The organism is Massilia sp. ZL223 (genome assembly GCF_018119395.1).
GTDB lineage: Bacteria > Pseudomonadota > Gammaproteobacteria > Burkholderiales > Burkholderiaceae_D > Telluria.
In genome coordinates this window covers 1-24,439 of sequence record NZ_JAGPWD010000038.1, presented here as the reverse complement: position 1 = coordinate 24,439, position 24,439 = coordinate 1, and the positions used below count along the sequence as shown (strand labels likewise).

General features: G+C 65.6%; 20 protein-coding genes. 10 read left to right on the top strand and 10 right to left on the bottom strand.

Annotated features, from left to right (window positions below; translation table 11 throughout):
* The first annotated feature begins 63 nt into the window (after window positions 1-63).
* Window positions 64-3,663, top strand: coding sequence for a hydantoinase B/oxoprolinase family protein (locus tag KBW95_RS19965; RefSeq protein WP_211529164.1), 3,600 nt, complete (start codon window positions 64-66; stop codon window positions 3,661-3,663).
* 54 nt (window positions 3,664-3,717) lie between these two features.
* Window positions 3,718-3,915 carry a hypothetical protein gene (locus KBW95_RS19960; protein WP_211529163.1) on the top strand — a complete coding sequence of 66 codons (198 nt, stop codon included), beginning with the start codon at window positions 3,718-3,720 and terminating at the stop codon, window positions 3,913-3,915.
* Between the two features lie 39 nt (window positions 3,916-3,954).
* Here the strand turns inward: KBW95_RS19960 and KBW95_RS19955 are convergent, their stop codons facing one another.
* On the bottom strand, window positions 3,955-5,586 hold the full coding sequence (locus KBW95_RS19955) for a response regulator (protein ID WP_211522750.1): 1,632 nt from the start codon (window positions 5,584-5,586) through the stop codon (window positions 3,955-3,957).
* A 202-nt stretch (window positions 5,587-5,788) separates the two neighbouring features.
* Between KBW95_RS19955 and purL the strand changes: the two genes are divergently transcribed.
* From purL to KBW95_RS19930, 5 genes are all read left to right on the top strand, one after another.
* Window positions 5,789-9,826, top strand: a complete 4,038-nt coding sequence (gene purL / locus KBW95_RS19950; RefSeq protein ID WP_211522751.1) for a phosphoribosylformylglycinamidine synthase — start codon at window positions 5,789-5,791, stop codon at window positions 9,824-9,826.
* A 95-nt stretch (window positions 9,827-9,921) separates the two neighbouring features.
* Entirely contained in the window at window positions 9,922-10,671 is a 750-nt protein-coding gene (locus KBW95_RS19945; protein WP_229429901.1) for a DNA-binding protein, read from the top strand.
* 171 nt (window positions 10,672-10,842) lie between these two features.
* Entirely contained in the window at window positions 10,843-11,382 is a 540-nt protein-coding gene (locus KBW95_RS19940; protein WP_211529162.1) for a hypothetical protein, read from the top strand.
* Between the two features lie 507 nt (window positions 11,383-11,889).
* Window positions 11,890-12,207, top strand: a complete 318-nt coding sequence (locus KBW95_RS19935) for a hypothetical protein (RefSeq protein ID WP_211522753.1) — start codon at window positions 11,890-11,892, stop codon at window positions 12,205-12,207.
* A gap of 100 nt (window positions 12,208-12,307) precedes the next feature.
* The gene (locus KBW95_RS19930) at window positions 12,308-12,706 is read left to right on the top strand and encodes a hypothetical protein (RefSeq protein ID WP_211529161.1); all 399 of its coding nucleotides are present in this window, start codon (window positions 12,308-12,310) and stop codon (window positions 12,704-12,706) included.
* 179 nt (window positions 12,707-12,885) lie between these two features.
* On the opposite strand, the gene KBW95_RS19925 is transcribed toward KBW95_RS19930, so the two are convergent.
* From KBW95_RS19925 to KBW95_RS19900, 6 genes are all read right to left on the bottom strand, one after another.
* Window positions 12,886-13,662: a peptidylprolyl isomerase gene (locus tag KBW95_RS19925; protein WP_211522755.1), complete on the bottom strand. Its 777-nt coding sequence runs from the start codon at window positions 13,660-13,662 to the stop codon at window positions 12,886-12,888.
* A 105-nt stretch (window positions 13,663-13,767) separates the two neighbouring features.
* Window positions 13,768-14,547: a peptidyl-prolyl cis-trans isomerase gene (locus KBW95_RS19920; RefSeq protein WP_211522756.1), complete on the bottom strand. Its 780-nt coding sequence runs from the start codon at window positions 14,545-14,547 to the stop codon at window positions 13,768-13,770.
* Window positions 14,548-14,653: 106 nt separating this feature from the next.
* Window positions 14,654-14,938 carry a BolA family transcriptional regulator gene (locus KBW95_RS19915; RefSeq protein ID WP_211522757.1) on the bottom strand — a complete coding sequence of 95 codons (285 nt, stop codon included), beginning with the start codon at window positions 14,936-14,938 and terminating at the stop codon, window positions 14,654-14,656.
* Window positions 14,935-15,564: a septation protein A gene (locus tag KBW95_RS19910; protein WP_211529160.1), complete on the bottom strand. Its 630-nt coding sequence runs from the start codon at window positions 15,562-15,564 to the stop codon at window positions 14,935-14,937. The genes KBW95_RS19915 and KBW95_RS19910 overlap by 4 nt, the downstream gene beginning before the upstream one ends.
* 21 nt (window positions 15,565-15,585) lie before the next feature.
* Window positions 15,586-15,981, bottom strand: a complete 396-nt coding sequence (msrB, locus tag KBW95_RS19905) for a peptide-methionine (R)-S-oxide reductase MsrB (RefSeq protein ID WP_211522759.1) — start codon at window positions 15,979-15,981, stop codon at window positions 15,586-15,588.
* A 17-nt stretch (window positions 15,982-15,998) separates the two neighbouring features.
* The gene (locus KBW95_RS19900; RefSeq protein ID WP_229429900.1) at window positions 15,999-17,393 is read right to left on the bottom strand and encodes a protein adenylyltransferase SelO; all 1,395 of its coding nucleotides are present in this window, start codon (window positions 17,391-17,393) and stop codon (window positions 15,999-16,001) included.
* Window positions 17,394-17,822: 429 nt separating this feature from the next.
* Between KBW95_RS19900 and KBW95_RS19895 the strand changes: the two genes are divergently transcribed.
* Window positions 17,823-19,475 carry a 3-(methylthio)propionyl-CoA ligase gene (locus KBW95_RS19895; protein ID WP_307727670.1) on the top strand — a complete coding sequence of 551 codons (1,653 nt, stop codon included), beginning with the start codon at window positions 17,823-17,825 and terminating at the stop codon, window positions 19,473-19,475.
* A gap of 82 nt (window positions 19,476-19,557) precedes the next feature.
* On the top strand, window positions 19,558-20,703 hold the full coding sequence (locus tag KBW95_RS19890; protein WP_211529159.1) for a DUF3616 domain-containing protein: 1,146 nt from the start codon (window positions 19,558-19,560) through the stop codon (window positions 20,701-20,703).
* Between the two features lie 6 nt (window positions 20,704-20,709).
* Here KBW95_RS19890 and KBW95_RS19885 read toward each other — a convergent pair whose 3' ends face one another.
* Both KBW95_RS19885 and KBW95_RS19880 read right to left on the bottom strand, forming a co-directional pair.
* Window positions 20,710-21,210 carry a hypothetical protein gene (locus KBW95_RS19885; RefSeq protein WP_211529158.1) on the bottom strand — a complete coding sequence of 167 codons (501 nt, stop codon included), beginning with the start codon at window positions 21,208-21,210 and terminating at the stop codon, window positions 20,710-20,712.
* A gap of 38 nt (window positions 21,211-21,248) precedes the next feature.
* Window positions 21,249-21,806, bottom strand: coding sequence for a hypothetical protein (locus tag KBW95_RS19880; RefSeq protein WP_211529157.1), 558 nt, complete (start codon window positions 21,804-21,806; stop codon window positions 21,249-21,251).
* Window positions 21,807-22,089: 283 nt separating this feature from the next.
* Between KBW95_RS19880 and KBW95_RS19875 the strand changes: the two genes are divergently transcribed.
* Window positions 22,090-24,180, top strand: a complete 2,091-nt coding sequence (locus KBW95_RS19875) for a 3-hydroxyacyl-CoA dehydrogenase NAD-binding domain-containing protein (protein ID WP_211529156.1) — start codon at window positions 22,090-22,092, stop codon at window positions 24,178-24,180.
* Window positions 24,181-24,182: 2 nt separating this feature from the next.
* Here KBW95_RS19875 and KBW95_RS19870 read toward each other — a convergent pair.
* The coding region (locus KBW95_RS19870; RefSeq protein ID WP_211529155.1) for a hypothetical protein at window positions 24,183-24,439 on the bottom strand (257 nt) is incomplete at its 5' end.

The window sequence follows — 24,439 nt, the reverse complement described above, 5'->3', positions numbered from 1 at the left end:
TCGCCAAAACCGGCGCGCCGTGGGACTACAATAGGCGATTCGACAAGCTTAGCGGAGACACTCATGGATTGGCAGTTCTGGATCGATCGTGGCGGCACCTTCACCGACATCGTGGCGCGCAAGCCCGACGGCCAGCTCCTCACGCACAAGCTGCTTTCCGAGAATCCCGAACAATACCGCGACGCCGCCGTGGCCGGCATCCGCCACCTGCTGGGCGTGCAGGCCGGCGCGCCGGTGCCGGTCGAGCGCATCGAGGCGGTCAAGATGGGCACCACCGTCGCGACCAACGCGCTGCTGGAACGCAAGGGCGAGCGCACGGTGCTGGCGATCACGCGGGGCTTTCGCGATGCGCTGCGCATCGCCTACCAGAACCGTCCCCGCCTGTTCGACCGCCATATCGTGCTGCCGGAACTGCTGTATGCGGAAGTGATCGAGATCGACGAGCGCATCGGCGCCCACGGCGACGTGGTGCAGGCGCTCGACCAGGAGAAGTCCCGCGCCGCCCTCCAGCAGGCCTACGATCAGGGCCTGCGCTCGATCGCCATCGTCTTCATGCATGGCTATCGCCACACGCGGCACGAAGCGCTGGTCGCGCGCATGGCGCGCGAGATCGGCTTTACCCAGGTCTCGGTCTCGCACGAAGTCAGCCCCATGATGAAACTGGTCGCGCGCGGCGACACCACGGTGGTCGACGCCTACCTGTCGCCGATCCTGCGCCGCTACGTCGACCAGGTCGCCGGCGAGCTGCCAGGCGTGAACCTGCAGTTCATGCAGTCCAACGGCGGCCTGACCGATGCGCGCGCCTTCCAGGGCAAGGACAGCATCCTGTCCGGACCGGCGGGCGGCATCGTCGGCATGGTGCGCGCCAGCCAGCTGGCCGGCTTCGAGCGCATCATCGGCTTCGACATGGGCGGGACTTCGACCGACGTGTCGCATTTCTCGGGCGAGTTCGAGCGGGTGTTCGAGACCCAGGTCGCGGGCGTGCGCATGCGCGCCCCGATGATGAGTATCCATACGGTGGCGGCCGGCGGCGGCTCGATCCTGCATTTCGACGGAAGCCGCTACCGCGTGGGGCCGGACAGCGCGGGCGCCCATCCGGGCCCGGCCAGCTACCGGCGCGACGGTCCGCTGGCGGTCACCGACTGCAACGTCATGCTCGGAAAGATCCGGCCGCAGTACTTCCCGCACCTGTTCGGGCCGGGCGGCGACGAGCCCCTCGATGCCGAGGCCGTCGAGGCGCGCTTCAGCGCCATGGCCGAGGAGATCTTCCAGGCCACCGGCGAGCGTCCGAGCCCGGAAAGCGTGGCCGAAGGCTTCATCCAGATCGCCGTCGGCAACATGGCCAACGCGATCAAGCAGATCTCGGTGCAGCGCGGCCACGACGTTACCGAATACGCGCTGACCAGCTTCGGCGGCGCCGGCGGCCAGCATGCCTGCCTGGTGGCCGATGCGCTGGGCATGAAGACGGTCTTCATCCATTCGCTGGCCGGCGTGCTGTCGGCCTACGGCATGGGCCTGGCCGACCAGACCGCGATGCGCGAGCAGGCTGTCGAGGAGCGCCTGGGCGAACCGGCGCTGTCCGGCCTCGCATCCCGCCTGGCCGCGCTGGGCGAACAGGCGCGCGGCCAGCTGCTGGCCCAGGGCGTGGCGCCGGAGCGTATCGCGCTGGTCGAGCGCGTCCACCTGCGCTACGAAGGCACCGACTCGGCGCTGGTGGTCTTGCACGGCGGCATGGCGGCGATGCAGGCGCAGTTCGAACAGGCCTACAAGCGCCGCTATTCTTTCCTGATGCCTTCGCGCGCGCTCGTCGTGGAAGCCGTATCGGTCGAAGCGATCGGCCGCTCGGATGCGCCGCCGGAACAGCAGGCGAGCACGCAGGCGCAGGCGGGCGCACCGCGGCCGGCCGAGACGGTCCCCATGTTCAGCGGCGGCATCTGGCGCGATACCGGCGTGTATACGCGCCGCGCGCTGGCGCCGGGACACACGGTGCGCGGCCCGGCCATCATCGCCGAGGACAACGCCACCACCATCGTGGAGCCGGGCTGGCAGGCGCGGGTGACGCCCTACAACCACCTGGTGCTGGCCCGCGTCGAAGCGCTGCCCGAGCGCCGCGCGATCGGCACCACGGCCGATCCGGTGATGCTGGAAATCTTCAACAACCTGTTCATGTCGATCGCCGAGCAGATGGGCCTGCGCCTGCAGAACACGGCCTACTCGGTCAACATCAAGGAACGCCTCGATTTCAGCTGCGCGATCTTCGACCATGACGGCAACCTGGTGGCCAATGCGCCCCACATGCCGGTGCACCTGGGCTCGATGGGCGAGAGCATCAAGACCGTCATGCGCGAGAACGCGGGACGCATGAAGTCGGGCGACGTCTATGTGCTGAACGACCCCTACAACGGCGGCACCCACCTGCCGGACGTCACCGTGATCTCGCCGGTGTTCGACGAGGCGGGGCAGGAGATCCTGTTCTACGTCGGCTCGCGCGGCCACCACGCCGACATCGGCGGCACCACACCCGGCTCGATGCCGCCGGACTCGAGCCACATCGAGCAGGAGGGCGTCCTGATCAACAACTTCAAGCTGGTCGACGGGACGGACGGCGTGCTGCGCGAAGAAGAAGCGCGCGCGCTGCTGCTCGGCGCGCGCTACCCGGCGCGCAATCCCGACCAGAACATGGCCGACCTGCGCGCCCAGGTCGCCGCCAACCAGAAGGGCGTCGAGGAACTGCGCAAGATGGTCGCGCACTTCGGGCTGGACGTGGTGCGCGCCTACATGGGCCACGTGCAGGACAACGCCGAGGAAGCGGTGCGGCGTGTGATCTCGGCGCTCAAGGATGGCCACTTCGTGAATGAACTGGACAACGGCGCGCGCATCGAGGTGGCGATCCGCGTCGACCAGGCGGCGCGCAGCGCGGAAATCGACTTCACCGGTACCTCGGGCCAGCTGCCGAACAACTTCAACGCGCCCTCGGCGGTGTGCATGGCGGCCGTGCTGTACGTATTCCGCACCTTGGTGGACGACGAGATTCCGCTGAATGCGGGTTGCCTGAAACCCCTGAAGGTCATCATTCCGCCTGGCTCCATGCTGAACCCGCATTATCCGGCGTCGGTGGTGTCGGGCAATGTGGAAACCTCAACTTGCATCACGAATGCGCTCTACGGCGCCCTCGGCGTGATGGCGGCGGCCCAGGGGACCATGAACAACTTCACCTTCGGGAATGCGCGTTACCAGTACTACGAGACCATTTCAGGTGGTTCGGGCGCGGGCGAGGGCTTCGACGGCACGGATGTGGTGCAGACCAACATGACCAACTCGCGCCTGACCGATCCGGAAATCCTGGAGTTCCGCTTCCCCGTACGGCTGGAGAGCTACGAGATCCGCCAGGCTTCGGGCGGGGCGGGGCGCTGGCATGGCGGCAACGGCGGCGTGAGGAAGCTCCGTTTCCTGGAGCCGATGACTGCGGCGATCCTGTCGAACAACCGCATCTACGCGCCCTTCGGGATGGCGGGCGGAGAGCCGGGCGAGCGCGGCCGCAACACCGTGATCCGGGCCGATGGCAGGGCCGAGGTCTTGGGCCACATCGGCAAGACCGATATGGGCGTGGGCGACCTGTTCGTGATCGAGACGCCCGGCGGCGGCGGCTTCGGGAAGGCCTAGGGCGCGCCGCGCCGCTGCGGTAGAATGGGACCAGGATCGATAAAGGAAAAAGCCATGGCCAAGAAAGAAGAACTCGACGAAGAAACCTTGGCGTTCATCCAGTGGTGCATCGAGGTCGAACAGTTCCTCGTCGCCGGCGGCGCGACCGTCAAGCAGGCGCAGGATCACATCGAAGAGCAGGTCGAGTGGTTTGCCGACCAGTTCTACGAGGGCCTGACGCCTGAGGAAGCGGCCAAGGAAGCCCTGGCCTGAGCGCGCAGCGGCGCGGGAGCGCGCACGCCCGGCCTCCGTTCAGGCGGCCGAGATACCATACTTGCGCTTGGCCGCCAGGAATTCGTCCGACAGCGCGGCCAGGCGCGGGTGCTGGGCGTCGTAGGCGCGCAGGTGTTCCAGCTGCTGCGCGCAGACTTCGCTGAGGTGGTGGTCCCACCCCAGCTCGTTGATCTGGCGCAGGATGCCGCCCGCCACGGCCACCATCACTTGCGTGTTGTTCGGCGCCATGTGCAGGGCCTCGAGCAGGGTTTGCACCGCGCCGCGCACGTCGCCCATGTTGCGCTTCTCGTCGGCCACGCCCAGCAGGATCTGGGCCTGGGCCTTGAGCTGCTGGCCCATGCCGTCGGCCAGGTCCGGACGGCCGGCGCGCACGAACACGCCCACCGCCTGGTCGACCGTGACGCCGCTGTCGACGTCGTTCATCACGGTCAGCATCACATCCGACGCCTGCGCATCCAGCTTGTAGTCGAGGCAAGCCTGCGCCAGGCCGATCTTGAGGGTAGGGGACAGGCCGCTGGCGCCGCGCACGGCGTTCACCGCCGCATGCAGCTCGGCCACCGCGGCGGCCGGGTTGCCGGCCTTGTCCTGGACCAGCGCGTTCGAGTAGGCCTTGCAGGTGTCCGCCGCCGGATTGCCGCGCAGCGAACGGTCCAGGTCGCGCACCACATTGCCGGCCTGGGCCACGTCGCCGCGCGTGACCAGCGCCTTGACCAGGTTGACGTGGTCTTCGGGATTGCGGAATTCGGAATAGCGCGCCCTGGTGACCACCTGGCGGAAGGATTTCTCGGCCGTCTCGGCGTCGCCCGCTTCCATCGCCACTTCGCCCAGCTTGCGCAGGCGCCGCACCATGTGCGGAGAGATAGCGACGGCTTCCTCCAGCACCTTCTGCGCCTCGGCCGGGGTGCCGCTGATTTCGATGCAGCGCGCAAGCAGGTCGTAGGCCGCCATCAGTTGCGGGTTGCCCTGGATCAGCTGTTCGAGCACGGCGCGGGCTTCTTCCACCTGCTCCTGGGCGAGCAGGGTGCGCGCCAGGCCCAGGCCGGCCCAGCCGAGCGGGCGCTCGGACAGCACTTCTCGGTAGATCGAGCCGGCTTCCCCATGCTCGCCCAGCGCCGCGTGGAGTTCCGCCCGCAGGCGGGTGAAGTCGAGTCCGAAGCGCGGCAGCGCCGCCGCACCTTTTTCGCAGGCGGCAATGGCCTCGCGCAGCCTGCCCTGGGCGGCCTGCTGCCAGGCCGGGAGCAGGGCGGCGCGGCGCTCCAGCGCGCGCTTGATGCGGCCGCTGAGCATGTCCACGGTGAAGGGCTTGAGGACGTAGTCGGTCGGGGTCAGCTCGGCCGCGCTGACCACCTTGCCGTACACCCCCTCGGAGGTGAGCATGATGAAGATGGTCGAGGCGTTGATCAGCTTGTGGTGGCGCAGGTCCTCAAGAAGCTGCTGGCCGTCCTGGCCTTCGCCGCTGCCGCCGGCCAGGTCGTACTCGCACAAGATCACGTCGTAGGAACGGCGGCTCAGCTGCTTGATGGCCGTGTTGGCGTTGACCGCATACTCGACCTTCGAGATGCCGATCTGGTTCAGCATGTTTTGCAGGCTGGTGCGCATTCCCTGGTTGGGATCGACCACCAGGACCGCCAGGTTTCCGTTCTCTTGCATCGTTGCCGTCTCTTTCGCCTCTTGCGCGCAGTGATGAAGGCGCGCTTATTGTCATTTTGTTCGGTAAAGATACCTATAAGCATCGCTCATATCAAGAAATCTTCATTCGAAGTGTCCATATCCGGGCAATGTTGCAACGCTGTATAATAGCGGGCTATCTTCCACCCTAGCAGCCACGCTGCATCAACCGACTGTCCAAGCCATGTTGATTCTGCCGGGTTCCAACGCCCTCTCCGCCTTCCGTAGCCAACGCCTCCTGAGCCAATTGCAAGCCGTCGCCCCGTCGATTGCCGCAGTGCAGGCGCGCTTCTACCACTTCATCGACGCCAGCGCTCCGCTGAGCACGGACGACACTGCCCAGCTGTCCGCCATGCTCACGTACGGCGAGCCTGCGCCCGAAGCACTCTACGAGGGCGTGACCGAGGAGTTCTTCGTGATCCCGCGTCTCGGCACCATCTCGCCGTGGGCTTCGAAAGCGACCGACATCGCCCACAACTGCGGCATGGCCCACATCCACCGCATCGAGCGCGGCGTCGGCTATACCGTGGTGCTCAAGGGAGGCATCCTGGGCAGCAGCATCGGCGCGCCGAAGAAGCTGCAGGACCAGGAAGTCGCCGCCGTCGTCGCGCTGCTGCACGATCGGATGACCGAGACCGTATTGCGCCGCGCCGACGAGGCCCAGCAGCTGTTCAGCGAACTGGAAGGCAAGCCGCTCGAGAAGATCGACGTGCTTGGCGCCGGCCGCGAGGCGCTGGTGCGCGCCAACACCGAACTTGGCCTGGCGATGTCGATCGATGAGATCGACTACCTGAACGAGGCCTTCACCAAGGCCCAGCGCAACCCGACCGACGTCGAACTGATGATGTTCGCGCAGGCCAACAGCGAACACTGCCGCCACAAGATCTTCAACGCGGACTGGATCATCGACGGCGTCAAGCAGGACAAGTCGCTGTTCGCGATGATCAAGAACACCCACCAGCTGAACCCGCGCGGCACCGTGGTCGCCTATAGCGACAACTCCTCGATCATCGAAGGCGCGACCGTGACCCGCTTCTTCCCGCGCGCTGGCGAAGTCTATGCTCCGTCGACCGAGCTGGTGCACACCCTGATGAAGGTCGAGACCCACAACCACCCGACCGCGATTTCCCCGTTCCCGGGCGCCTCGACCGGCGCCGGCGGCGAGATCCGCGACGAGGGCGCGACCGGCCGCGGCGCCAAGCCGAAGGCGGGCCTGACCGGCTTCACGGTGTCGAACCTGCTGCTGCCGGACGCCCAGCGTCCGTGGGAAAACGCCAGCGACGTGACCAAGGGCGACGCTGGCCGCAGCGACGCCGTCTACGGCAAGCCGGAGCGCATCGCTTCGCCGCTGCAGATCATGATCGACGGCCCCATCGGCGGCGCCGCCTTCAGCAACGAGTTCGGCCGTCCGGTCCTGGGCGGCTACTTCCGCACCTACGAGCAAAACGTCGGTGCGGCGGGCGCGGTCTACGGTTATCACAAGCCGATCATGATCGCTGGCGGCATCGGCAACATCTCGGCCGCGCACACCCACAAGGACGAGATCCCGGTCGGTTCCCTGCTGATCCAGCTGGGCGGCCCGGGCATGCGCATCGGCATGGGCGGCAGCGCCGCCTCCTCGATGGCGACCGGCACCAACACCGCCGACCTGGACTTCGACTCGGTCCAGCGCGGCAACCCGGAAATGGAGCGCCGTGCCCAGGAAGTCATCAACGGCTGCTGGCAGATGGGCGCGGACAACCCGATCATCTCGATCCACGACGTCGGCGCGGGCGGCCTGTCGAACGCTTTCCCGGAAATCGTCAACGACGCCAAGCGCGGCGCGATCTTCGAGCTGCGCAAGGTGCCGCTGGAGGAGAGCGGTCTGGCGCCGAAAGAAATTTGGTCCAACGAATCGCAAGAGCGCTATGTGTTGGCGATTTCGCCGGATAACCTTGCAAAATTTGCAGCACTGTGCGAGCGCGAGCGCTGCCCCTTCGCCGTGGTCGGCACCGCCACCGAAGAACGCCAGCTGCGCCTGATCGACGACCAGGCGGATGACCAGGCGAATGCGGCCCCGGTCGACATGCCGATGGACGTCCTGCTCGGCAAGCCGCCCAAGATGCTGCGCGACGTCGAACATGTGGAGCACAGCTTCCCGCCGGTGGACCTGACCGGCATCGAGCTGGAAGAAGCCGGCCGCCGCGTGCTGCTGCAGCCGACCGTGGCCGACAAATCCTTCCTGATCACGATCGGCGACCGCAGCGTGGGCGGCATGACCGTGCGCGACCAGATGGTCGGTCCGTGGCAGGTGCCGGTGGCCGACTGCGCCGTCACCGCCATGTCCTATGAAGGCTTCGTGGGCGAGGCGATGGCCATGGGCGAGCGCACCCCGCTGGCCGTGATCGACGCCGCCGCCTCGGGCCGCATGGCCGTTGGCGAGGCGATCACCAACATCGCCGCCGCCGCCATCGGCGACATCTCCGATATCAAGCTGTCGGCCAACTGGATGGCGGCCTGCGGCCAGCCGGGCCAGGACGCCGCGCTGTTCGACACCGTCAAGGCGGTGGGCATGGAGCTGTGCCCGGCGCTGGGCGTGTCTATCCCGGTCGGCAAGGATTCGCTGTCGATGCGCACCACCTGGAACGACGAGGGCCAGAACAAGGCCGTGATCTCGCCGGTGTCGCTGATCGTGTCCTCGTTCGCGCCGGTTACCGACGTGCGCCGTTCGCTGACCCCGCAACTGCGCACCGACCTCGGCGAAACCGCCCTGGTGCTGATCGACCTGGGCCGCGGCAAGAACCGCCTGGGCGCCTCGGTGCTGGCGCAAGTCACCCAGCAGCTGGGCGACAGCGTGCCGGACGTCGATTCGCCCGAGGACCTGAAGGCCTTCTTCCAGGCCATCCAGCAGCTGAACAAGGACGGCAAGCTGCTGGCCTACCACGACCGCTCGGACGGCGGCCTGTACGCCACCCTGTGCGAAATGGCCTTCGCGGGCCGCGCCGGCGTCTCGGTCAACCTCGACATCCTGACCATGGAAGGCGAGCACGCTTCCGATTGGGGCGACGCCAAGAACTGGGCCGGCCAGGTCGCCGAGCGCCGCAACGAGATGACCCTGCGCGCGCTGTTCAGCGAAGAGCTGGGCGCCGTGGTGCAGGTGCGTGCGGAAGACAAGAGCGCTGTGATGAACGTGCTGCGCGATCTGGGCCTGGGCGCCTGCAGCCACATCATCGGCAAGCACAACGACCGTGGCGTGATCGAGTTCACCCGCGACGCCAAGGTGATCTACAACGTGCAGCGCAGCAGCCTGCACCGCCTGTGGAGCGAGACCAGCTGGCGCATCGCGCGCCTGCGCGACAACCCGGCCTGCGCCGACGCCGAATACGAGCGCCTGCTGGACGAGCAGGATCCGGGCATCACCCCGAAGCTCAGCTTCGACCTGCTTGATGACGTGGCTGCCCCGTTCATCGCGACCGGCGTGCGCCCGCGCGTGGCGATCCTGCGCGAGCAGGGCGTCAACTCGCACATCGAGACCGCGTGGGTGATGCACCAGGCCGGCTTCACCGCCGTCGACGTGCACATGAGCGACCTGATCGCCGGCCGCGCCAAGCTGGACGACTTCCACGGCATCATCGCCGTCGGCGGCTTCTCCTACGGCGACGTGCTGGGCGCGGGCGAGGGCTGGGCCAAGACCATCCTGTTCAATCCGCAGCTGTCGGAACAGTTCGCGCGCTTCTTCCAGCGCCAGGACACCTTCGGCCTGGGCGTGTGCAACGGCTGCCAGATGCTGAGCAACCTGAAGTCCATCATCCCGGGCGCGCAGGCGTGGCCGAAGTTCACCCGCAACAAGTCGGAGCAGTTCGAAGCGCGCTTCGGCATGGTGGAAGTGCTGGACTCGCCGTCGATCTTCTTCCAGGGCATGGCCGGCACCCAGGCGCCGATCGCCATCGCCCACGGCGAAGGCTTCGCCGACTTCTCGCTGACCGGCGACATGAACGCCGCGCTGAAGTCGCTGCGCTATATCGACAACCGCGGCCAGGCAACCGAGACCTACCCGTTCAACCCGAACGGCTCGCCGGGCGGCCTGACCGCCGTGACCACCGAAGACGGCCGCTTCACCGCGATGATGCCGCACGCCGAGCGCGTGTTCCGCACCGTCGTGCACTCGTGGGCGCCGGATTCCTGGGGTGACGAGTCGCCGTGGATGCGCATGTTCCGCAACGCGCGCAAGTGGGTCGGCTAAGCGGCGGCCACTCGAAAAAGCGCCTCTTCGGAGGCGCTTTTGCATTCGCCGGCTAGCGGAACCGGTTCCGCTTCGCTCTGGCATATCATACGAACATGAACAAGAAGCACACCAAGATGGGAGAAACCATGGCAAGCGAGGACGTCACTTTCGAGAATGTGGCGGCAGCCGCGGCCGGCCTGCAAAAGGACGGCAAGGAAATCAATATCGACGCGGTGCGCGAGGTGCTCGGATTCGGCACGCCGACCGCGATCTACAAGCACCTGGCCGCCTGGCGCGCCGAGCACGTCAAGCCGCCTGAGCTGCCGCGTCCCGATATTCCGGAATCGATCGTCAACGACCTGGTCGAATGGGTCAGGCAGTTCGCCGACCAGGCCAGCGCCGGCGTGCGCGAATCGATCTCGCAAACCGCCAGCGACACCGAGGCGCTGCTGCGCGCCGGCGACGAGCTGGAAGCCGAGCGCGATGCGCTGGCGACCGCACGCGCCCAGGTCGAGGCCGAACTGGCCGACCGCTCGGAAGAAATCGAGCGCCTGAACGCGGAACTGCGCAACGCGCGCCAGATCGCCACCGACGCCCTGGTCAGCAAGGCCAAGGACCAGCTGGCCATCGACGGCAAGGACAAGCAGCTTGCCGAGCTGCGCGCCCAGCTGGAGCGCAACGTGACGGCCCAGGCCGAGGAATCCGACCGCCGCCTGGCCGCGGAAATGGAGCTGGTGGGCGCCACCACCGCGCGCTCCAGCCTGGAATCCGAGCTCAACGACCTGCGCAAGCAGCTGGAGACTTCCTACGCCGAACGCAGCAAGCTGCGGGCGGAAATCGAGGTCCTGCGCGGGAAGAAATAGTCGCTGTAGGAAAGATTTTTCTAGGAATTTCAACTACTTGCACGGCTGAGCTGACGCAAGCCGTGCCGCACAGCGTGCGCGCATCATCCTCCGGAAGCGGCCATTTCGGGCCGTCCGACCTCGGAGGATGCGATGAAGTTGAGTTCTTTCTTGACCTGTATGGCAAGCCGGGTGGCATTGGTGCTGGGGCTCGTTCTTGGTCTGGCCGGCAGTCCCGGCATGGCGGCTGCCCAGGCCAGGGTGGTGCTGGCGGATACGGCGTTCGTGGCGAACCCCTGCGCGCAGCTGGTCATGCAGGCGGAGACGGAACTGGCCGACTGCGCTTGTCCGCCCAAGGGCTGCGTGCGTACGCAGGGTTACTGGAGCAACAAGCCGGGCGTGGTCTGGCCGTCGGGCTTCGACCGCAACGCGCCGTTCTTCTCCAGCGGCCTGGCCTGGCAGCAGATCATGGACCGCCCGACGCGCGGCGACGCTTACCTGATCCTGGCCCACCAGTACGTGGCGGCGGTCCTGAACCGCGCCGCGGGCGCTTCGGCCCCGTCGGGCGTGCAGAGCGTGATCAATGCGGCGACGGCGTGGTTCAACAGCGGGGTGGCCCTGGGCGAGTGCACGGCGGGCGGATGCCCTCTGCAACGTGCCTGGGCAGGCGTGCTCGATGCCTACAACAACGGTGTCTATCCGGGCGCGCCGCGGCATTGCGACGAAGAATAAGCGTCGGGCAGGGCCCAGCCCGGGCTCGCCGGCCTTTCGATCAGCATCATCGACCGCTTTCGGCCGGCGGCCGAAGCGGCCATGTTTGCACGGGCGTCCATTTGTACACCAAGATCAGGCGAATGTCGCGCGCAACACGACGACATTGTCGTAAAAATTGCTACAGCAATTGGAACTTTTGCTTGCGATATTTGTAACACTTCTCTTACACTGAACCCTAGACGAGCACGCTACAAGCTCGCATGGATATTTATCGACAACGATCGAATGTCTAAGGGGATGGCTCAGTATGTCAGTATTGCTCGCGCCCGATTCGGGCCTGTTTCCCGGCCGCCGCGTGTCGCGCGCGGCGGCCGGGCGCCGCCAATCGCTTCGAAATCTCTTCAGCATATCCGCCGGGCTACCCGCCACCACGGCTTCCGGAAGTCGGACAGTGAAGGCCGGGGCAGTCCGGCCATCCGTTGGGCCGGCTGCTTTCCACCAATCCGCTAACGATGGAGTCGCGCCATGACAGAACTCAGAGCGTTTATGGAATCCCTGGTTGACAACAGGGCGCCGGAATTGCCTGCGGAAGCGATCGCGGAAATATTGGACCGCCTGATCTGGTGTGTCTCGGATAACGGGGAGGAAATCCTCGCCGTCCGGGATAAGTGGCTGGATTCCGGCGATGAGTACAGGATCGCGGTCGCCCTGTCGATGAGCGACGTGTTCCCGTTTAATACGAAGGTCCAGCTGGAAGAGGGCTTGACCGGGATCGCGCGCCGTTTCCCGAATTTGCGCGGCAAATGCATCGAGTGGCTGGGGCATTCCAGCGAGTTGCCTTGACGCGGGAGTCGCCGGCGCCGCGCCGGGACGGCAGATCCGGATGAGGGCATCGCGGGGCCTTGGCCCGTGCGCGGTCGTCCTCGCACTCTGCGACCAGGCAGTGACCGCGCATGCCGTTTGCCTCGATCCCCGGACCGGACAATCCGGGTATCGGACGCCACTCGGCGTCGAAGTGGCCGCCGCCGAAGCGATCGTGATCGGGCGCGTGCAATCGGAGGAAGGCCTGAGCGACGATCCCGAGGACCCGGACGGTATCAGCGCCTTCAGGATCACGATCGACGTGCTGGAGAACCTGAAGGGGAAGGCGCCGGCACAGCTTGTGGTCATGAATGACAACACCTCCTCGCGCTACGCCATGGCGACGGGTGAAGAGCACCTGCTCTTCCTCTCGCAGGATGGAAATCGGTATTGGGTGAATGCTTGCGGGAACTCAGCCACGAGACACGAAGCCGAAGGGCTGCTGAAAGAGCTTCGACAGTTGTTGCGGACAAAGAACTAGGACCGCCGGTGTCTGTGGAAGGGGCGGGCAGCAATGCATCGGCCCGTCCTTGTCGCGGGTCTGCGGGTTCGGAAGCGGGAAGGGCAAGGTCCGGCTGGATAAGGCCTGCGCCCGCGGATGTTCGCGACAATGAAAAAGCGCTCCCGAGGGAGCGCCTTTCGCTTGCCGATCCAGCGTGATTACTGAACCTTGGCCTTCTTGACCAGGCTTTCGCGGTACTGCGCCAGCTGACGCTGCTGCAGCTGTTCCGCGACCTGCTGCTTGACTTCGTCCAGGGCCGGGATCTTGGCCGCACGGGTGTCTTCCAGCTTGATCACGTGGTAGCCGAACTGGGTCTTCACCGGGGTTTCGGTGATGGCGCCTTTTTGCAGGCCAACCATGGCCTTCGAGAACTCAGGCACATAGGCTGCCGGGCTTGCCCAGTCCAGGTCGCCGCCGTTGTTGGCGCTGCCGTCTTTCGACTGCTTGGCCAGTTCTTCGAACTTGGCGCCGCCCTTCAGCTTGGCGATGATGGCCTTGGCTTCTTCCTCGGTGCCCACCAGGATGTGGCGTGCGTGGTATTCCTTGTCGCCCACTTGCGACTTGTACTTGTCGTACTCGGCCTTGATGTCGGCATCCTTGACCGGGTTCTTCTTGACGTAGTCCGCGAGCATGGCGTTGATGATGATGCTCTGGCGGGCGTTGTCGATCGCTGCCTTCACGTCGGCGCGCGCGCCGATGTTCTGCTTGTCGGCTTCCTGGATCAACACTTCGCGGCCGATCAGGTCACGCTTGATCGCTTCGCGCAGTTGCGGCGAATCGGTGGCGCGGCCCTGGGCGACGACTTGCTTGACCAGCTGGTCAACCTTGGCCGCCGGGATCGGCTTGCCATTGACGGTCGCAACGTTTTGCGCGAATGCTGGCATGGCAACCATTGCGGTCATGGCTAACAACAGGCGGGCTGGCTTCAAAATCATTGTTGAGATCCTATATAAACACGAAAAGTATCGCCGCGGGCGACGAGAACCGGCGCCGAACCAGGTTTGTCTCCATCCTGGATGCGCCGCCGGCGACAGCACATCTTACTGCACCTTTGCCTTTTTGACCATTTGCTCCTGGTAGGCCTGCAGTTTCTGCTGGGTCAGGGAGTCCGCGATCTGCGGCTTGACTTCTTCCAGCGACGGCAGCTTGGCGGCGCGGGTGTCGTCCAGCTTGATCACGTGGAAGCCGGCCTGGGTCTTGACCGGGGTCTCGGTGATGGCGCCTTTCTGCAGGCCGGTGAAGCCGGCGGCGAACTCAGCCGGGAAGGAGGCAGGCACAGCCCAGTCCAGGTCGCCGCCGCTGTTGGCGGTGCCGGTGTCCTTCGATTGCTTGGCCAGGTCCTCGAACTTGGCGCCGCCCTTGAGCTTGGCGATGATCGCCTTGGCGTCCGCTTCGCTGTCGGTCAGGATGTGGCGCACGTGGTATTCCTTGTCGCCGGTCTGGGCCTTGAACTTGTCGTACTCGGCCTTGATTTCCGCGTCGCTCACCGGGTTCTTGGCGATGTAGTCCTTGGCGAGCTGGTTCACGACGATGGCCTGGCGCGCGTTGTCCAGCGCGGCCTTCACTTCCGGCTTCTTGTCGTAGCCCTGCTTGATGGCTTCCTGCATCAGCACTTCGCGCTCGATGAGGCCTTGCTTGATCATTTCACGCAGCTGCGGCGAATCCTGGCCCTGGCCTTGCGCGACGACTTGCTTGACCATCGCATCGGCACGCGCCGACGGGATCGGCTTGCCGTTCACCACTGCGAGGTTCTGGGCAAAGGCGGGCGCCGCTGCAACGGCGATCAGGGCTAACAGCAGGCGTGCTGGCTTAAAAGTCATGTGGTGTTCCTGTAGCGGGGAGAGTTGCTGGACGAGGTTAGATTAGTTTTTGTAACAACCAGTTCAATTGTCGGCGAGTTTTCTTAAAGCAGCCTGAAGCCGACATTCAGGACTGTTCGGAAGGCGCGGTCGCCGTGATGGCGAGCGCGTGGATTTCCGCTTTGTTAATCATTTCGTGCACGGCATCATACACAAGACGATGCCGCATGACTAGCGTGCGGCCCTCGAACTGGTCCGAGACGATTTTCACGCTGTAATGGCTGCCGCCGGAGGCCGCGCCCGCATGGCCGGCATGCAGGTGGGAATCGTCCGTGATCTCGAGCACGGAAGGCTTCAGTTCGGCCTGCAGGCGCTCGCGCAGGCGTTCGGTGCGATCGGTAGGGGTGCTCATGCGTCCTCCTCAATATGTTTGGAAAGCATCAGGGTCTGGACGACCACGAAGGCGAAGAAAATGCCGGTAAAGCCGAACAGCTTGAAGCTGACCCAGGCGCTGGTATCGGTGGCGAACACCACGAAGGCCATCAAGAGGTTCAGCAGGCCCATGGCGAAGAAGAACACGATCCAGGTATAGCCGACCCGGTTCCAGACCGGATCGGGCAGCTTCACCTGGGCCTCCATCACCGAGCGCATCAAGTTTTTGCGGTACAAGACCTGGGCCACCAGCAGGGCCAGGGCGAAGCCCCAGTACAGGATGGTCGGCTTCCACTTGATGAAGGTGTCGTCGTGGAAGTAGATGGTGGCGCCGCCGGCGACCACGATCACGCCCAGCGACAGCCACAGCATGCCGTCGACCTTGCGCCCGCGCGCCAGCAAATAGCCGATCTGCAGGAAGGTGGCGACGATCGCCACCGCCGTCGCCAGCAGGATCGCCGACTGGCTGGGCGGCACCGAGCCGCCCGCGATCAGGCCGCCGAGGAACTGGGTGGCCAGGCCGTGGGCCCACTCCTGGTTGCTTTCACCATATTTATAGGTGCCGAAGAACAGGATGACCGGGAACAGGTCGAACAGGAATTTCATTGCGGGGTAGTCCCTTGGTGGTTAGATGGGTTCGAAGCGCAGGGCGGCGGAGTTGATGCAGTAGCGCAGGCCGGTCGGCGGCGGACCGTCGGGGAAGACGTGGCCCAGGTGGGCGTCGCACACGGCGCAGATGATCTCGGTGCGCAGCATGCCGTGGGTGCGGTCTTCCTTCTCGATCACATTGTCCGGGTCGAGGGCGCGGAAATAGCTGGGCCAGCCGCAGCCGGAATCGAACTTGGCGTCCGACTCGAACAGCGGGGTGTCGCAGCAGACGCAGTGATAGATGCCGTGCTCGTGATGGTCCCAGTACTTGCCGGTGAAGGCGCGCTCGGTGGCGGCATGGCGCGTGACCTGGTACTGCATCGGGTCGAGCTGGGAACGCCACTCGGCGTCGGTCTTCGTCACTTTATCGTTCATGATGGCCTGTCTCTTAATCAGGATGAGCAGCTTACTTCAAGATGCGCCGCCCAGTCAGGGGGCAAGGCGGCATAGGATTCGTTTTCCGGCTGTTCGTCGTAGGGGCGCTCGAGCACGGCCAGCAGCTTGTGCACGCCGCTGTAGTCGCCATTCTGCGCCTGTTCGATCGCCACCTGGGCCAGGTAGTTGCGCAGCACGTACTTGGGATTGACGCGGTTCATGGCCTCGCTGCGCAGGGCGTCGTCGCTGGACTCGGCGCGCAGGCGCGCGCGGTAGGTCGCGGCCCAGGCGTCGAAGGCTTCGCGGTCGATGAACAGGTCGCGCAGCGGCGTGTCGAAGGAAGGATCCTCCACCCGCAGTCCGCTCAGGCGGCGGAAGAACAGGGTGAAATCGGCATGGTTGGCCTGTAGCAGCTGGAACATGGCGTCGAACAGGGCGCCGTCCTCGTCGCGGGTGTCGCGCAGGCCCAGCTTGGCGTGCAGCAGCTCGTCGAGCTGGGCGCCGAAGGCGGGACGGTACACATCCAGGGCTTCCTCGGCTTCTTCAGGCGTGCCGATCAGCGGCAGCAGGGCGTTGCCCAGCGCATAGCAGTTCCAGTGGCCCACCGGCACCTGGTTGGCATAGGAATAGCGGCCACCCTGGTCGGTGTGATTGCAGATGTGGTTGGCGTCGAAGGCTTCCATGAAACCAAAGGGGCCGTAGTCCAGGGTCAGTCCCAGGATCGACATGTTGTCGGTGTTCATGACGCCATGCATGAAGCCCACCGCCTGCCAGTGCGCGATCATGCGCGCGGTGCGGCGGGTCACTTCGGCCAGCAGTTCCTTGTAGGGGTTCACCGCGCCGGCGAATTCCGGATAGAAGTTCTTGATGACGTAGTCGGCCAGGATGCGCAGCTCGTCCTGCTTGTTCCTGTAGTGCCAGTGCTCGAAGGAACCGAAGCGCACGAAGGAGGGCGCCATGCGGGTGACCACGGCGGCCGTCTCCACGCTTTCGCGGACGATGGGCTGGTGCGAGCCGGTGACGATCAGGGCGCGGGTGGTCGGGATGCCGAGGGCGGCCATCGCTTCGGAGCAGAGGAATTCGCGGATCGAGGAGCGCAGCACGGCGCGGCCGTCGCCCATGCGCGAATACGGCGTCAGGCCGGCGCCCTTGAGCTGGAGCTCCATGGGGCCGTTCGGGGTGGCGATGTCGCCCAGGGTGATCGCGCGGCCATCGCCCAGCTGGCCGGCCCAGACGCCGAACTGGTGGCCCGAGTACACGGCCGACAGGGGCTGGGAACGGACGGCCACCTTGTTGCCGGTGAAGACGGCAACGAAGTCCTCGTTCGCCAGCTCGCCCGCATTCAGGCCGACCAGCGCCGCTGCCGGGTTGCTCGCCGCGATGAAGTAGGGCGAAGGCAGCGGGGTCGGCATCAGGCGCGTGTAGAAGGCCGGGGGCAGCTCGGCAAACGAATTGTTCAGGGGGAGTTCGTCGGCAGTAATGGCAGTTCCAGTATCAAGGGATGGTGGATGTCGGGATTCTACCGTACCGGGCCGAATGTGGAGGCGCACGGGTGGGAGAGGACGAAGTAGCGGCGCTGTCAGACCGCGACCTTACCAACGTCATTCCGGCGGAGGCCGGAATCCAAGTGTCTTCGCGCGCCACTTATGTTGAATGTAGGCGCGGCGCGGAAACGTGGGTTCCGGCCTTCGCCAGAACGACGAGCTAACGAACTAGCGCCCTACGAGCGTGAGCATGTTCCGCAAATACCTGCTGCATCGCATCATCGAATTGCATTGACGACCGTACTCTGACCACGTTACAACATTCACGAAGTTGCAAAATAGATCATGGAGACGCCGATGACCGACTACCCGATGAGCCCCCTGATGGGCCAGATGATGGACCAGCCGCTGCTGATCTCGAGCATTATCGAGTTCGCCGCGCGCCACTACGGCGACAGCGAGATCGTCTCGCGCCGGGTGGAAGGCGATATCCACCGCTATACCTACCGCGAGTGCGAGCAGCGCTCGCGCAAGCTGGCCCATGCCCTGGCCGGCCTGGGCGTCAGGATGGGCGACCGCGTCGCCACCCTGGCCTGGAACGGCTACCGCCACATGGAGCTGTACTACGGCGTTTCCGGCTCGGGCGCCGTCCTGCACACCATCAACCCGCGCCTGCACCCCGAGCAGATCGCCTACATCGTCAACCACGCCGAGGACCAGTTCCTGTTCTTCGACCTGACTTTCCTGCCCGCCATCGAGATCATGGCGCGCACCTGCAAGACCGTGAAGGGCTACGTGGCCATGTGCGGGCGCGAGCACATGCCGCGCGAGACCAGCATCCCCATGCTGCTGTGCTACGAGGAGCTGGTCGGCGCCGCCCCCGACGACTACCGCTGGCCCCAGTTCGACGAGCGCAGCGCCGCGGCCCTGTGCTATACCTCGGGCACCACCGGCAATCCGAAAGGCGCCCTGTATTCTCACCGTTCGTCGGTGCTGCACGCCTACGCCTCGGCCATGCCGAACGCGCTGAACGTGTCCTCGGCCGACGTGGTGCTGCCCGTGGTGCCGATGTTCCACGTCAATGCCTGGGGCCTGCCGTACTCGGTGCTGCTGTCCGGCGCCAAGATGGTCTATCCGGGCGCCGCGCTGGACGGCAAGTCGCTGTACGAGCTGTTCGAGCAGGAGGGCGTGACCTTCTCGGCCGGCGTGCCCACGGTCTGGCTGGGCCTGATCAACTACGTGCTGCAGAACGACCTGCGCTTCTCGACCTTCCGCCGCACCGTGATCGGCGGCTCGGCCTGTCCGCCGGCCATGATGGACACCCTGATCGACCGCCTGCGCGTGCAGGTGGTGCACGCCTGGGGCATGACGGAGATGTCGCCGCTGGGCACCGCCTGCACCCTGATGGGCAAGCACATGAAGATGCCGGTCGAGGACCAGCGCGCCGTGCTGCGCAAGCAGGGCCACGCCATCTACGGCGTCGACATGAAGATCGTGGACGACGACGGCAGCGAGCTGCCCTGGGATGGCGCGACCTACGGCCACCTGCTGGTGAAGGGCCCCTGGGTGGTGTCCGGCTACTTCCGCGGCGAGGGCGGCAGCGTGCTGCAGGATGGCTGGTTCCCGACCGGCGACGTGGCCACCATCGACCCGGACGGCTACCTCGGCATCACCGACCGCAGCAAGGACGTGATCAAGTCGGGCGGCGAGTGGATCGGCTCGATCGACCTGGAGAACGTCGCGATGTCCCATCCGGCCGTGCTGCAGGCGGCCTGCATCGGCGTCCAGCATCCGAAATGGAGCGAACGGCCCTTGCTGGTGGTGGTGCGCCGCCCCGGCATGGAGGTGTCAAGCGAGGAGCTGCTGCGCTTCTTCGAAGGCAAGGTCGCCAAGTGGTGGATTCCGGACGACGTGGTGTTCGCCGACAGCCTCCCGGTCGGCGGCACCGGCAAGATCCAGAAGAACAAGCTGCGCGAGGCCTACCAGGAGTACCGCCTGCCCACCGCATAGGGGCGACGGCGCCGCCCTTGCGCCATGTTCTCCCGCTTGGCGGTATGCTCGGCCATATCGTCAAGCGCACGGAGGCCATCGCATGCATCCCTCGAACATCGTCCTGCTGGAGTTCCACCCGGAGCGCGACAACCTCACGCGCGACAAGGAGCTGCGCGACGGCCTGTCCGTGGCCCTGCGCATGGGTAAGACGCTCTGGCTGGCCAACGACGAATCGGTCAGCATCGAGCGCCTGACCCTGGCCGACAAGGACAGTTCGGGCAAGAGCAGCTTCACCCGCGACCACAAGCAGTTTGCCTTGCACGATTTCCTCGACCTGCCGCTTCCGCCCCATGGCGAGACGAAGGACGACATCAACGAGGCCGATATCGAGGGCCTCGCCTGCGACGACAAATATATGTGGCTGGTCGGTTCGCACAGCCTGCGCCGCAAGCAGCCCAAGCCGGACGACGGCGCAAAGAAAGCCCACAAGCGCCTGTGTTCCGTCGGCGCCGACGGCAACCGCTACCTGCTGGCGCGCATTCCCGTCGCCACCGAAAACGGCGAGACGACCCTGGCGAAGGAAGTCGAACACAAGGGAAAACGGCGCAGCGCCGCGCTGCTGCGCGGGGACGAGCATGGCAACGAACTCACGGCGCTGCTCAAGGAAGACGAACACTTCGGCCCCTTCCTGTCCATCCCCGGCAAGGACAACGGCTTCGACATCGAAGGCATCGCCGTCGCCGGCAAGCACCTGCTGCTGGGCCTGCGCGGCCCCGTGCTGCGGGGCTGGGCGGCCATCCTGGAGGTGGCCGTGGTGGACGACGAACCCGGCAAGCTGCGCCTGGCCCCGGTGGACGGCGAGGCCCAGATGCTGCGCAAGCACTTCGTCGACCTGCACGGCCTCGGCATCCGCGACCTGTGCGTGCAGGGCAAGGACCTGCTGATCCTGGCCGGGCCCACCATGGACCTGGACGGGCCGGTCCACGTCTACCGCTGGCCGGGCGGCGCGCAGCCGGACAAGGAGACGGTGATGCCGCACGAACGGCTCGAGCGTCTGCTGAGCCTGCCCTATGGCGAGGGCGTGGACCATCCGGAAGGCATGACCCTGTTCCCCGGCCCAGAGGGCGCCGAGGACGGGCTGATGGTGGTCTACGATTCCGCCTCGCCCAGCCGCCAGATCGGCGACAGCATCATCGTGGCGGATGTGTTTCCGCTGCCCCGGCACAGGAAGCGCAAGGGCGCTTGAAGCCGGCTAGCGCTTTTGCGCCTTGACGGCGGACCAGAGCACGCGCGGGAGCTGGTACAGCACATAGCCTCCCACCGCGAGGACGCAGGCGACCAGCACCGGCAGTACGGGTCCGAAGGCATAGCTCATGCCGAAGGCGAAACCTAGCAGGGTCTCGGAGCGGTAGATGGGATAAAAGAAGGCCAGCAGGAGCAGCCCCTGCATCAGGTATTCGCACAGGTCGGTGCGTCCCAGGCTGAAGAACAGCGCCACGGCCGCACCGAACAGCAGGCCGCCGGCGAAGCCCGGAGCCGCCGCAAAAGCTTTCTTCGCGCCGTAGCGGGCCTCGACGCGCGAGGCCGCGACCCAGGCCAGCAGCGGCAACAGGATCACCCCCCACCAGTTCGAGATGGCGGGCATGTCGGCGCGCGCCAGCAGGTGATGGGCCGGCACGCCGGTGGTGAGATGCTGCCAGGCGAGCATTAGGCCGGTGGCAAGCGCCACTGCGAATGTAAGTTGGCGACGCATGCTGACTCCTCGTTAACGGGACACGAGGATTGTGGCAGTTATTTCGCAGAACGCAATGCGCCTTGCATGTTCTGCTGCGCTTGCTGCCCCTGCGCTTTCGGCGGCTCCTGCCTCGGCGCCCTGTGCAGCGACCACAGCATGCGCACGCCGTGGTGTCCCAGGTAGGCGGCCGGCGCCAGTGCACAGGCCGCAAGGACCGGAACCACGGGCCCGAAAGCATAGGCGGCGCCGAACACGAATCCGACGACGCAGCCGGCGCGGTAGATCGGATAGGCCAGGGTCAGGAGCAGCAGTCCTTCGCCCAGGAATTCGAAGATGTCCAGGCGCCCATGCTCATAGACGAAGGCCAGTGCGCCGCCGAACAGCAAGGCGCCGATGGCGTCCCTGACGAAGGCTTCGCCGTCGTAGCCGGCGCACACGCGCCCCAGGGCGATCCAGGTCATGGCGGGCAGGAGGAGCAGGCCCCACCAGTTCGAGAAGGCCGGCAGCGCCTCCTCGTCGAACAAATAATGCACCGAGACGCCGTCGGCGGCTTGCTGAACGGCGAGTACGAGGGCGACGACCAGCGTCACCCGGAAGGTGATTTTGCTGCGCATGTGTGTGTCTCCTCGAAACCGGAAGCGGATGGTCCGGTCTCTACTTGTTTGGTGGTGCCGCGAAGCTGTATTGTGCGCCTGCCGAGGCGCGTTCTGTTGAATTGTTGCGCCCGGTTGATCGGGGATTTTATACTTTTGGTTGTTTTACAACGGGCATGTTGTCCCGCGCATTGGCCACTACCCGAGGGCAAGGCGCGCGGAAAATCGATGAGAAAATAATACGCCCGTTCTTTTTTCAGTTATAGTGGTCGGGCTAGATCACTTGATAAGGAGAAGAAGAGACATGAGTGCCGACTACCAGGTACATGGCGACGTCGCCGTCATCACCTTGAACAATCCGCCGGTCAATGGGCTTGGCCTCGCCACGCGCACCGCCGCCGCCGAAGGCGTGCGCCGCGCAGAGGCCGACGAGGCCGTGCGCGCGATCGTGATCACGGGCGCCGGCAAGGCGTTCTCGGGCGGCGCGGACATCCGCGAATTCAACTCGCCGAAGGCGCTCACCGAGCCCACCCTGCATTCCCTGATCCGCGTGGTCGAGAACGCGTCCAAGCCGGTGGTCGCTGCGATCCACTCGGTGTGCATGGGCGGCGGCCTGGAGCTGGCCCTGGGCTGCAATTACCGCGTGGCCTTGCCGGGCGCCCAGATCGCGCTACCGGAGGTCAAGCTCGGCCTGCTGCCGGGCGCCGGCGGCACCCAGCGCCTGCCGCGCCTGCTGGGGCTGGAAATGGCCTTGAACATGGTGGTTTCCGGCACACCCGTGGTATCGGAGAAGCTGGCCGGCACCGCGCTCTTCGACGAAGTCTTCCCGGCCGGCACCGACCTGCTCGAGGCCGCCGCCGGCTTCGCGCGCAAGGTGGCCGACATCCGTCCGCTGCCAAAAGTGCGCGACCGCAAGGTCGACTACCCGAATCACGAGGCTTTCCTGCAATTCTCGCGCAACACCGTCAAGGCGATGGCCGGCCCGTTCCCGGCGCCCCTCGAATGCGTGGAGGCGGTGGCCGCTTCCGTCACCAGCAAGGATTTCGAGGAAGGCTTGAAGTTCGAGCGTGAACGCTTCCTGCACCTGACCCAGACGCCGGAATCGAAGGCGCTGCGCCATTCCTTCTTCGCCGAGCGCGCCGTGAGCAAGATCCCCGACGTGCCTGCCGACACCCCGGTACGCAGCATCGCCAGCGCGGCGGTGGTGGGTGCGGGCACCATGGGCGGCGGCATCGCCATGAACTTCGCCAACGCCGGCATCCCGGTCACCATCCTCGAGACGAAGCAGGAAGCGCTGGACAAGGGCCTGGCGACCATCCGCAAGAACTATGAGAGCAGCGTCAAGAAGGGCAAGCTCACGGCCGAGAAGCTCGACCAGCGCCTGGGCTTGATCCGGACCACCCTGGACTACGCGGACATCGGCCAGGCCGACATCGTGATCGAAGCCGTATTCGAGGACATGGGCGTCAAGGAGGCCGTGTTCCGTGAACTGGACCGGGTGATGAAGCCGGGCGCGATCCTGGCGTCGAATACCTCGACCCTGGACCTGGACCGCATCGCCGGTTTCACCTCGCGGCCGCAGGACGTGATCGGCCTGCATTTCTTCAGCCCGGCCAACGTGATGAAGCTGCTGGAGATCGTACGCGGCAAGGAAACCGGCAAGGACGTGCTGGCGACCAGCATGGCGCTGGCCAAGAAGATCAAGAAGACCGGGGTGGTATCGGGCGTGTGCGACGGCTTCATCGGCAACCGCATGCTGGAGCAGTACCTGCGCCAGGCCTATTTCATGCTGGACGAAGGCGCGCTGCCGGAGCAGATCGACCAGGCGATCGAAGGCTTCGGCTTCGCCATGGGTCCGTTCCGCATGAGCGACCTGGCCGGCAACGACGTCGGCTGGTATATCCGCAAGCGCCGCGCGATCGAGTCGCCGGAGATCGCCTACTCGAAGACCGCCGACCTGCTGTGCGAACAGGGCCGCTTCGGCCAGAAGACGGGCGCGGGCTGGTACGACTACAAGCCGGGCGACCGCAAGGCCTATCCGTCGGATGCGGTGAACGACATGATCGTGCGCCATTCGGCCGACATCGGCGTGGCGCGGCGCGAGATCTCGAACCAGGAAATCGTCGAGCGGCTGGTGTTTGCGCTGGCGAACGAAGGGGCGAAGATCCTCGAGGAAGGCATCGCGCTGCGGGCGTCGGATATCGACATGGTCTACCTGACCGGGTATGGCTTCCCGCTGCATCGCGGTGGGCCGATGTTCTACGCGGATAGCGTGGGACTGCCGAATGTGCTGATGGCGATGGAGAAGTATGCGCGCGGGCGGCACGGGGAGGCGTGGAAGCCGGCGCCGCTGATGGTGAAGCTGGCTGGGGAAGGGAAGGGGTTTAATAGCTGAGGCTAGTGGTACGCGACGAACTTGGGCGGGACAATGCCAGTGGCATTGTCCCGGCCTTCGCCGGGAGTCATTACCGCCAGTGGCGGTAATGACGGTCTCGAGAGCAGCGGCAAACTCACGCTCCGCGACTGCTCCAGTACGTCATCCCGGCGAAGGCCGGGATCCAAGTTTGCGTGCACACCACGAACAAAAAAAATGGCGCTGTCACCGTTGAGTGTTGAAGATGCCAATCGCCGCTCGCAAGAGAGCGTCAGGCGAA

Bases quoted from the DNA above. Each gene is read 5' to 3' on its own strand.
- KBW95_RS19965 (WP_211529164.1), top strand. From the start codon at position 64: ATGGATTGGCAGTTCTGGATCGATCGTGGCGGCACCTTCACCGACATC.
- KBW95_RS19960 (WP_211529163.1), top strand. From the start codon at position 3,718: ATGGCCAAGAAAGAAGAACTCGACGAAGAAACCTTGGCGTTCATCCAG.
- KBW95_RS19955 (WP_211522750.1), bottom strand. From the start codon at position 5,586: ATGCAAGAGAACGGAAACCTGGCGGTCCTGGTGGTCGATCCCAACCAG.
- purL (WP_211522751.1), top strand. From the start codon at position 5,789: ATGTTGATTCTGCCGGGTTCCAACGCCCTCTCCGCCTTCCGTAGCCAA.
- KBW95_RS19945 (WP_229429901.1), top strand. From the start codon at position 9,922: ATGAACAAGAAGCACACCAAGATGGGAGAAACCATGGCAAGCGAGGAC.
- KBW95_RS19935 (WP_211522753.1), top strand. From the start codon at position 11,890: ATGACAGAACTCAGAGCGTTTATGGAATCCCTGGTTGACAACAGGGCG.
- KBW95_RS19925 (WP_211522755.1), bottom strand. From the start codon at position 13,662: ATGATTTTGAAGCCAGCCCGCCTGTTGTTAGCCATGACCGCAATGGTT.
- KBW95_RS19920 (WP_211522756.1), bottom strand. From the start codon at position 14,547: ATGACTTTTAAGCCAGCACGCCTGCTGTTAGCCCTGATCGCCGTTGCA.
- KBW95_RS19915 (WP_211522757.1), bottom strand. From the start codon at position 14,938: ATGAGCACCCCTACCGATCGCACCGAACGCCTGCGCGAGCGCCTGCAG.
- KBW95_RS19910 (WP_211529160.1), bottom strand. From the start codon at position 15,564: ATGAAATTCCTGTTCGACCTGTTCCCGGTCATCCTGTTCTTCGGCACC.
- msrB (WP_211522759.1), bottom strand. From the start codon at position 15,981: ATGAACGATAAAGTGACGAAGACCGACGCCGAGTGGCGTTCCCAGCTC.
- KBW95_RS19900 (WP_229429900.1), bottom strand. From the start codon at position 17,393: ATGCCGACCCCGCTGCCTTCGCCCTACTTCATCGCGGCGAGCAACCCG.
- KBW95_RS19895 (WP_307727670.1), top strand. From the start codon at position 17,823: ATGACCGACTACCCGATGAGCCCCCTGATGGGCCAGATGATGGACCAG.
- KBW95_RS19890 (WP_211529159.1), top strand. From the start codon at position 19,558: ATGCATCCCTCGAACATCGTCCTGCTGGAGTTCCACCCGGAGCGCGAC.
- KBW95_RS19885 (WP_211529158.1), bottom strand. From the start codon at position 21,210: ATGCGTCGCCAACTTACATTCGCAGTGGCGCTTGCCACCGGCCTAATG.
- KBW95_RS19880 (WP_211529157.1), bottom strand. From the start codon at position 21,806: ATGCGCAGCAAAATCACCTTCCGGGTGACGCTGGTCGTCGCCCTCGTA.
- KBW95_RS19875 (WP_211529156.1), top strand. From the start codon at position 22,090: ATGAGTGCCGACTACCAGGTACATGGCGACGTCGCCGTCATCACCTTG.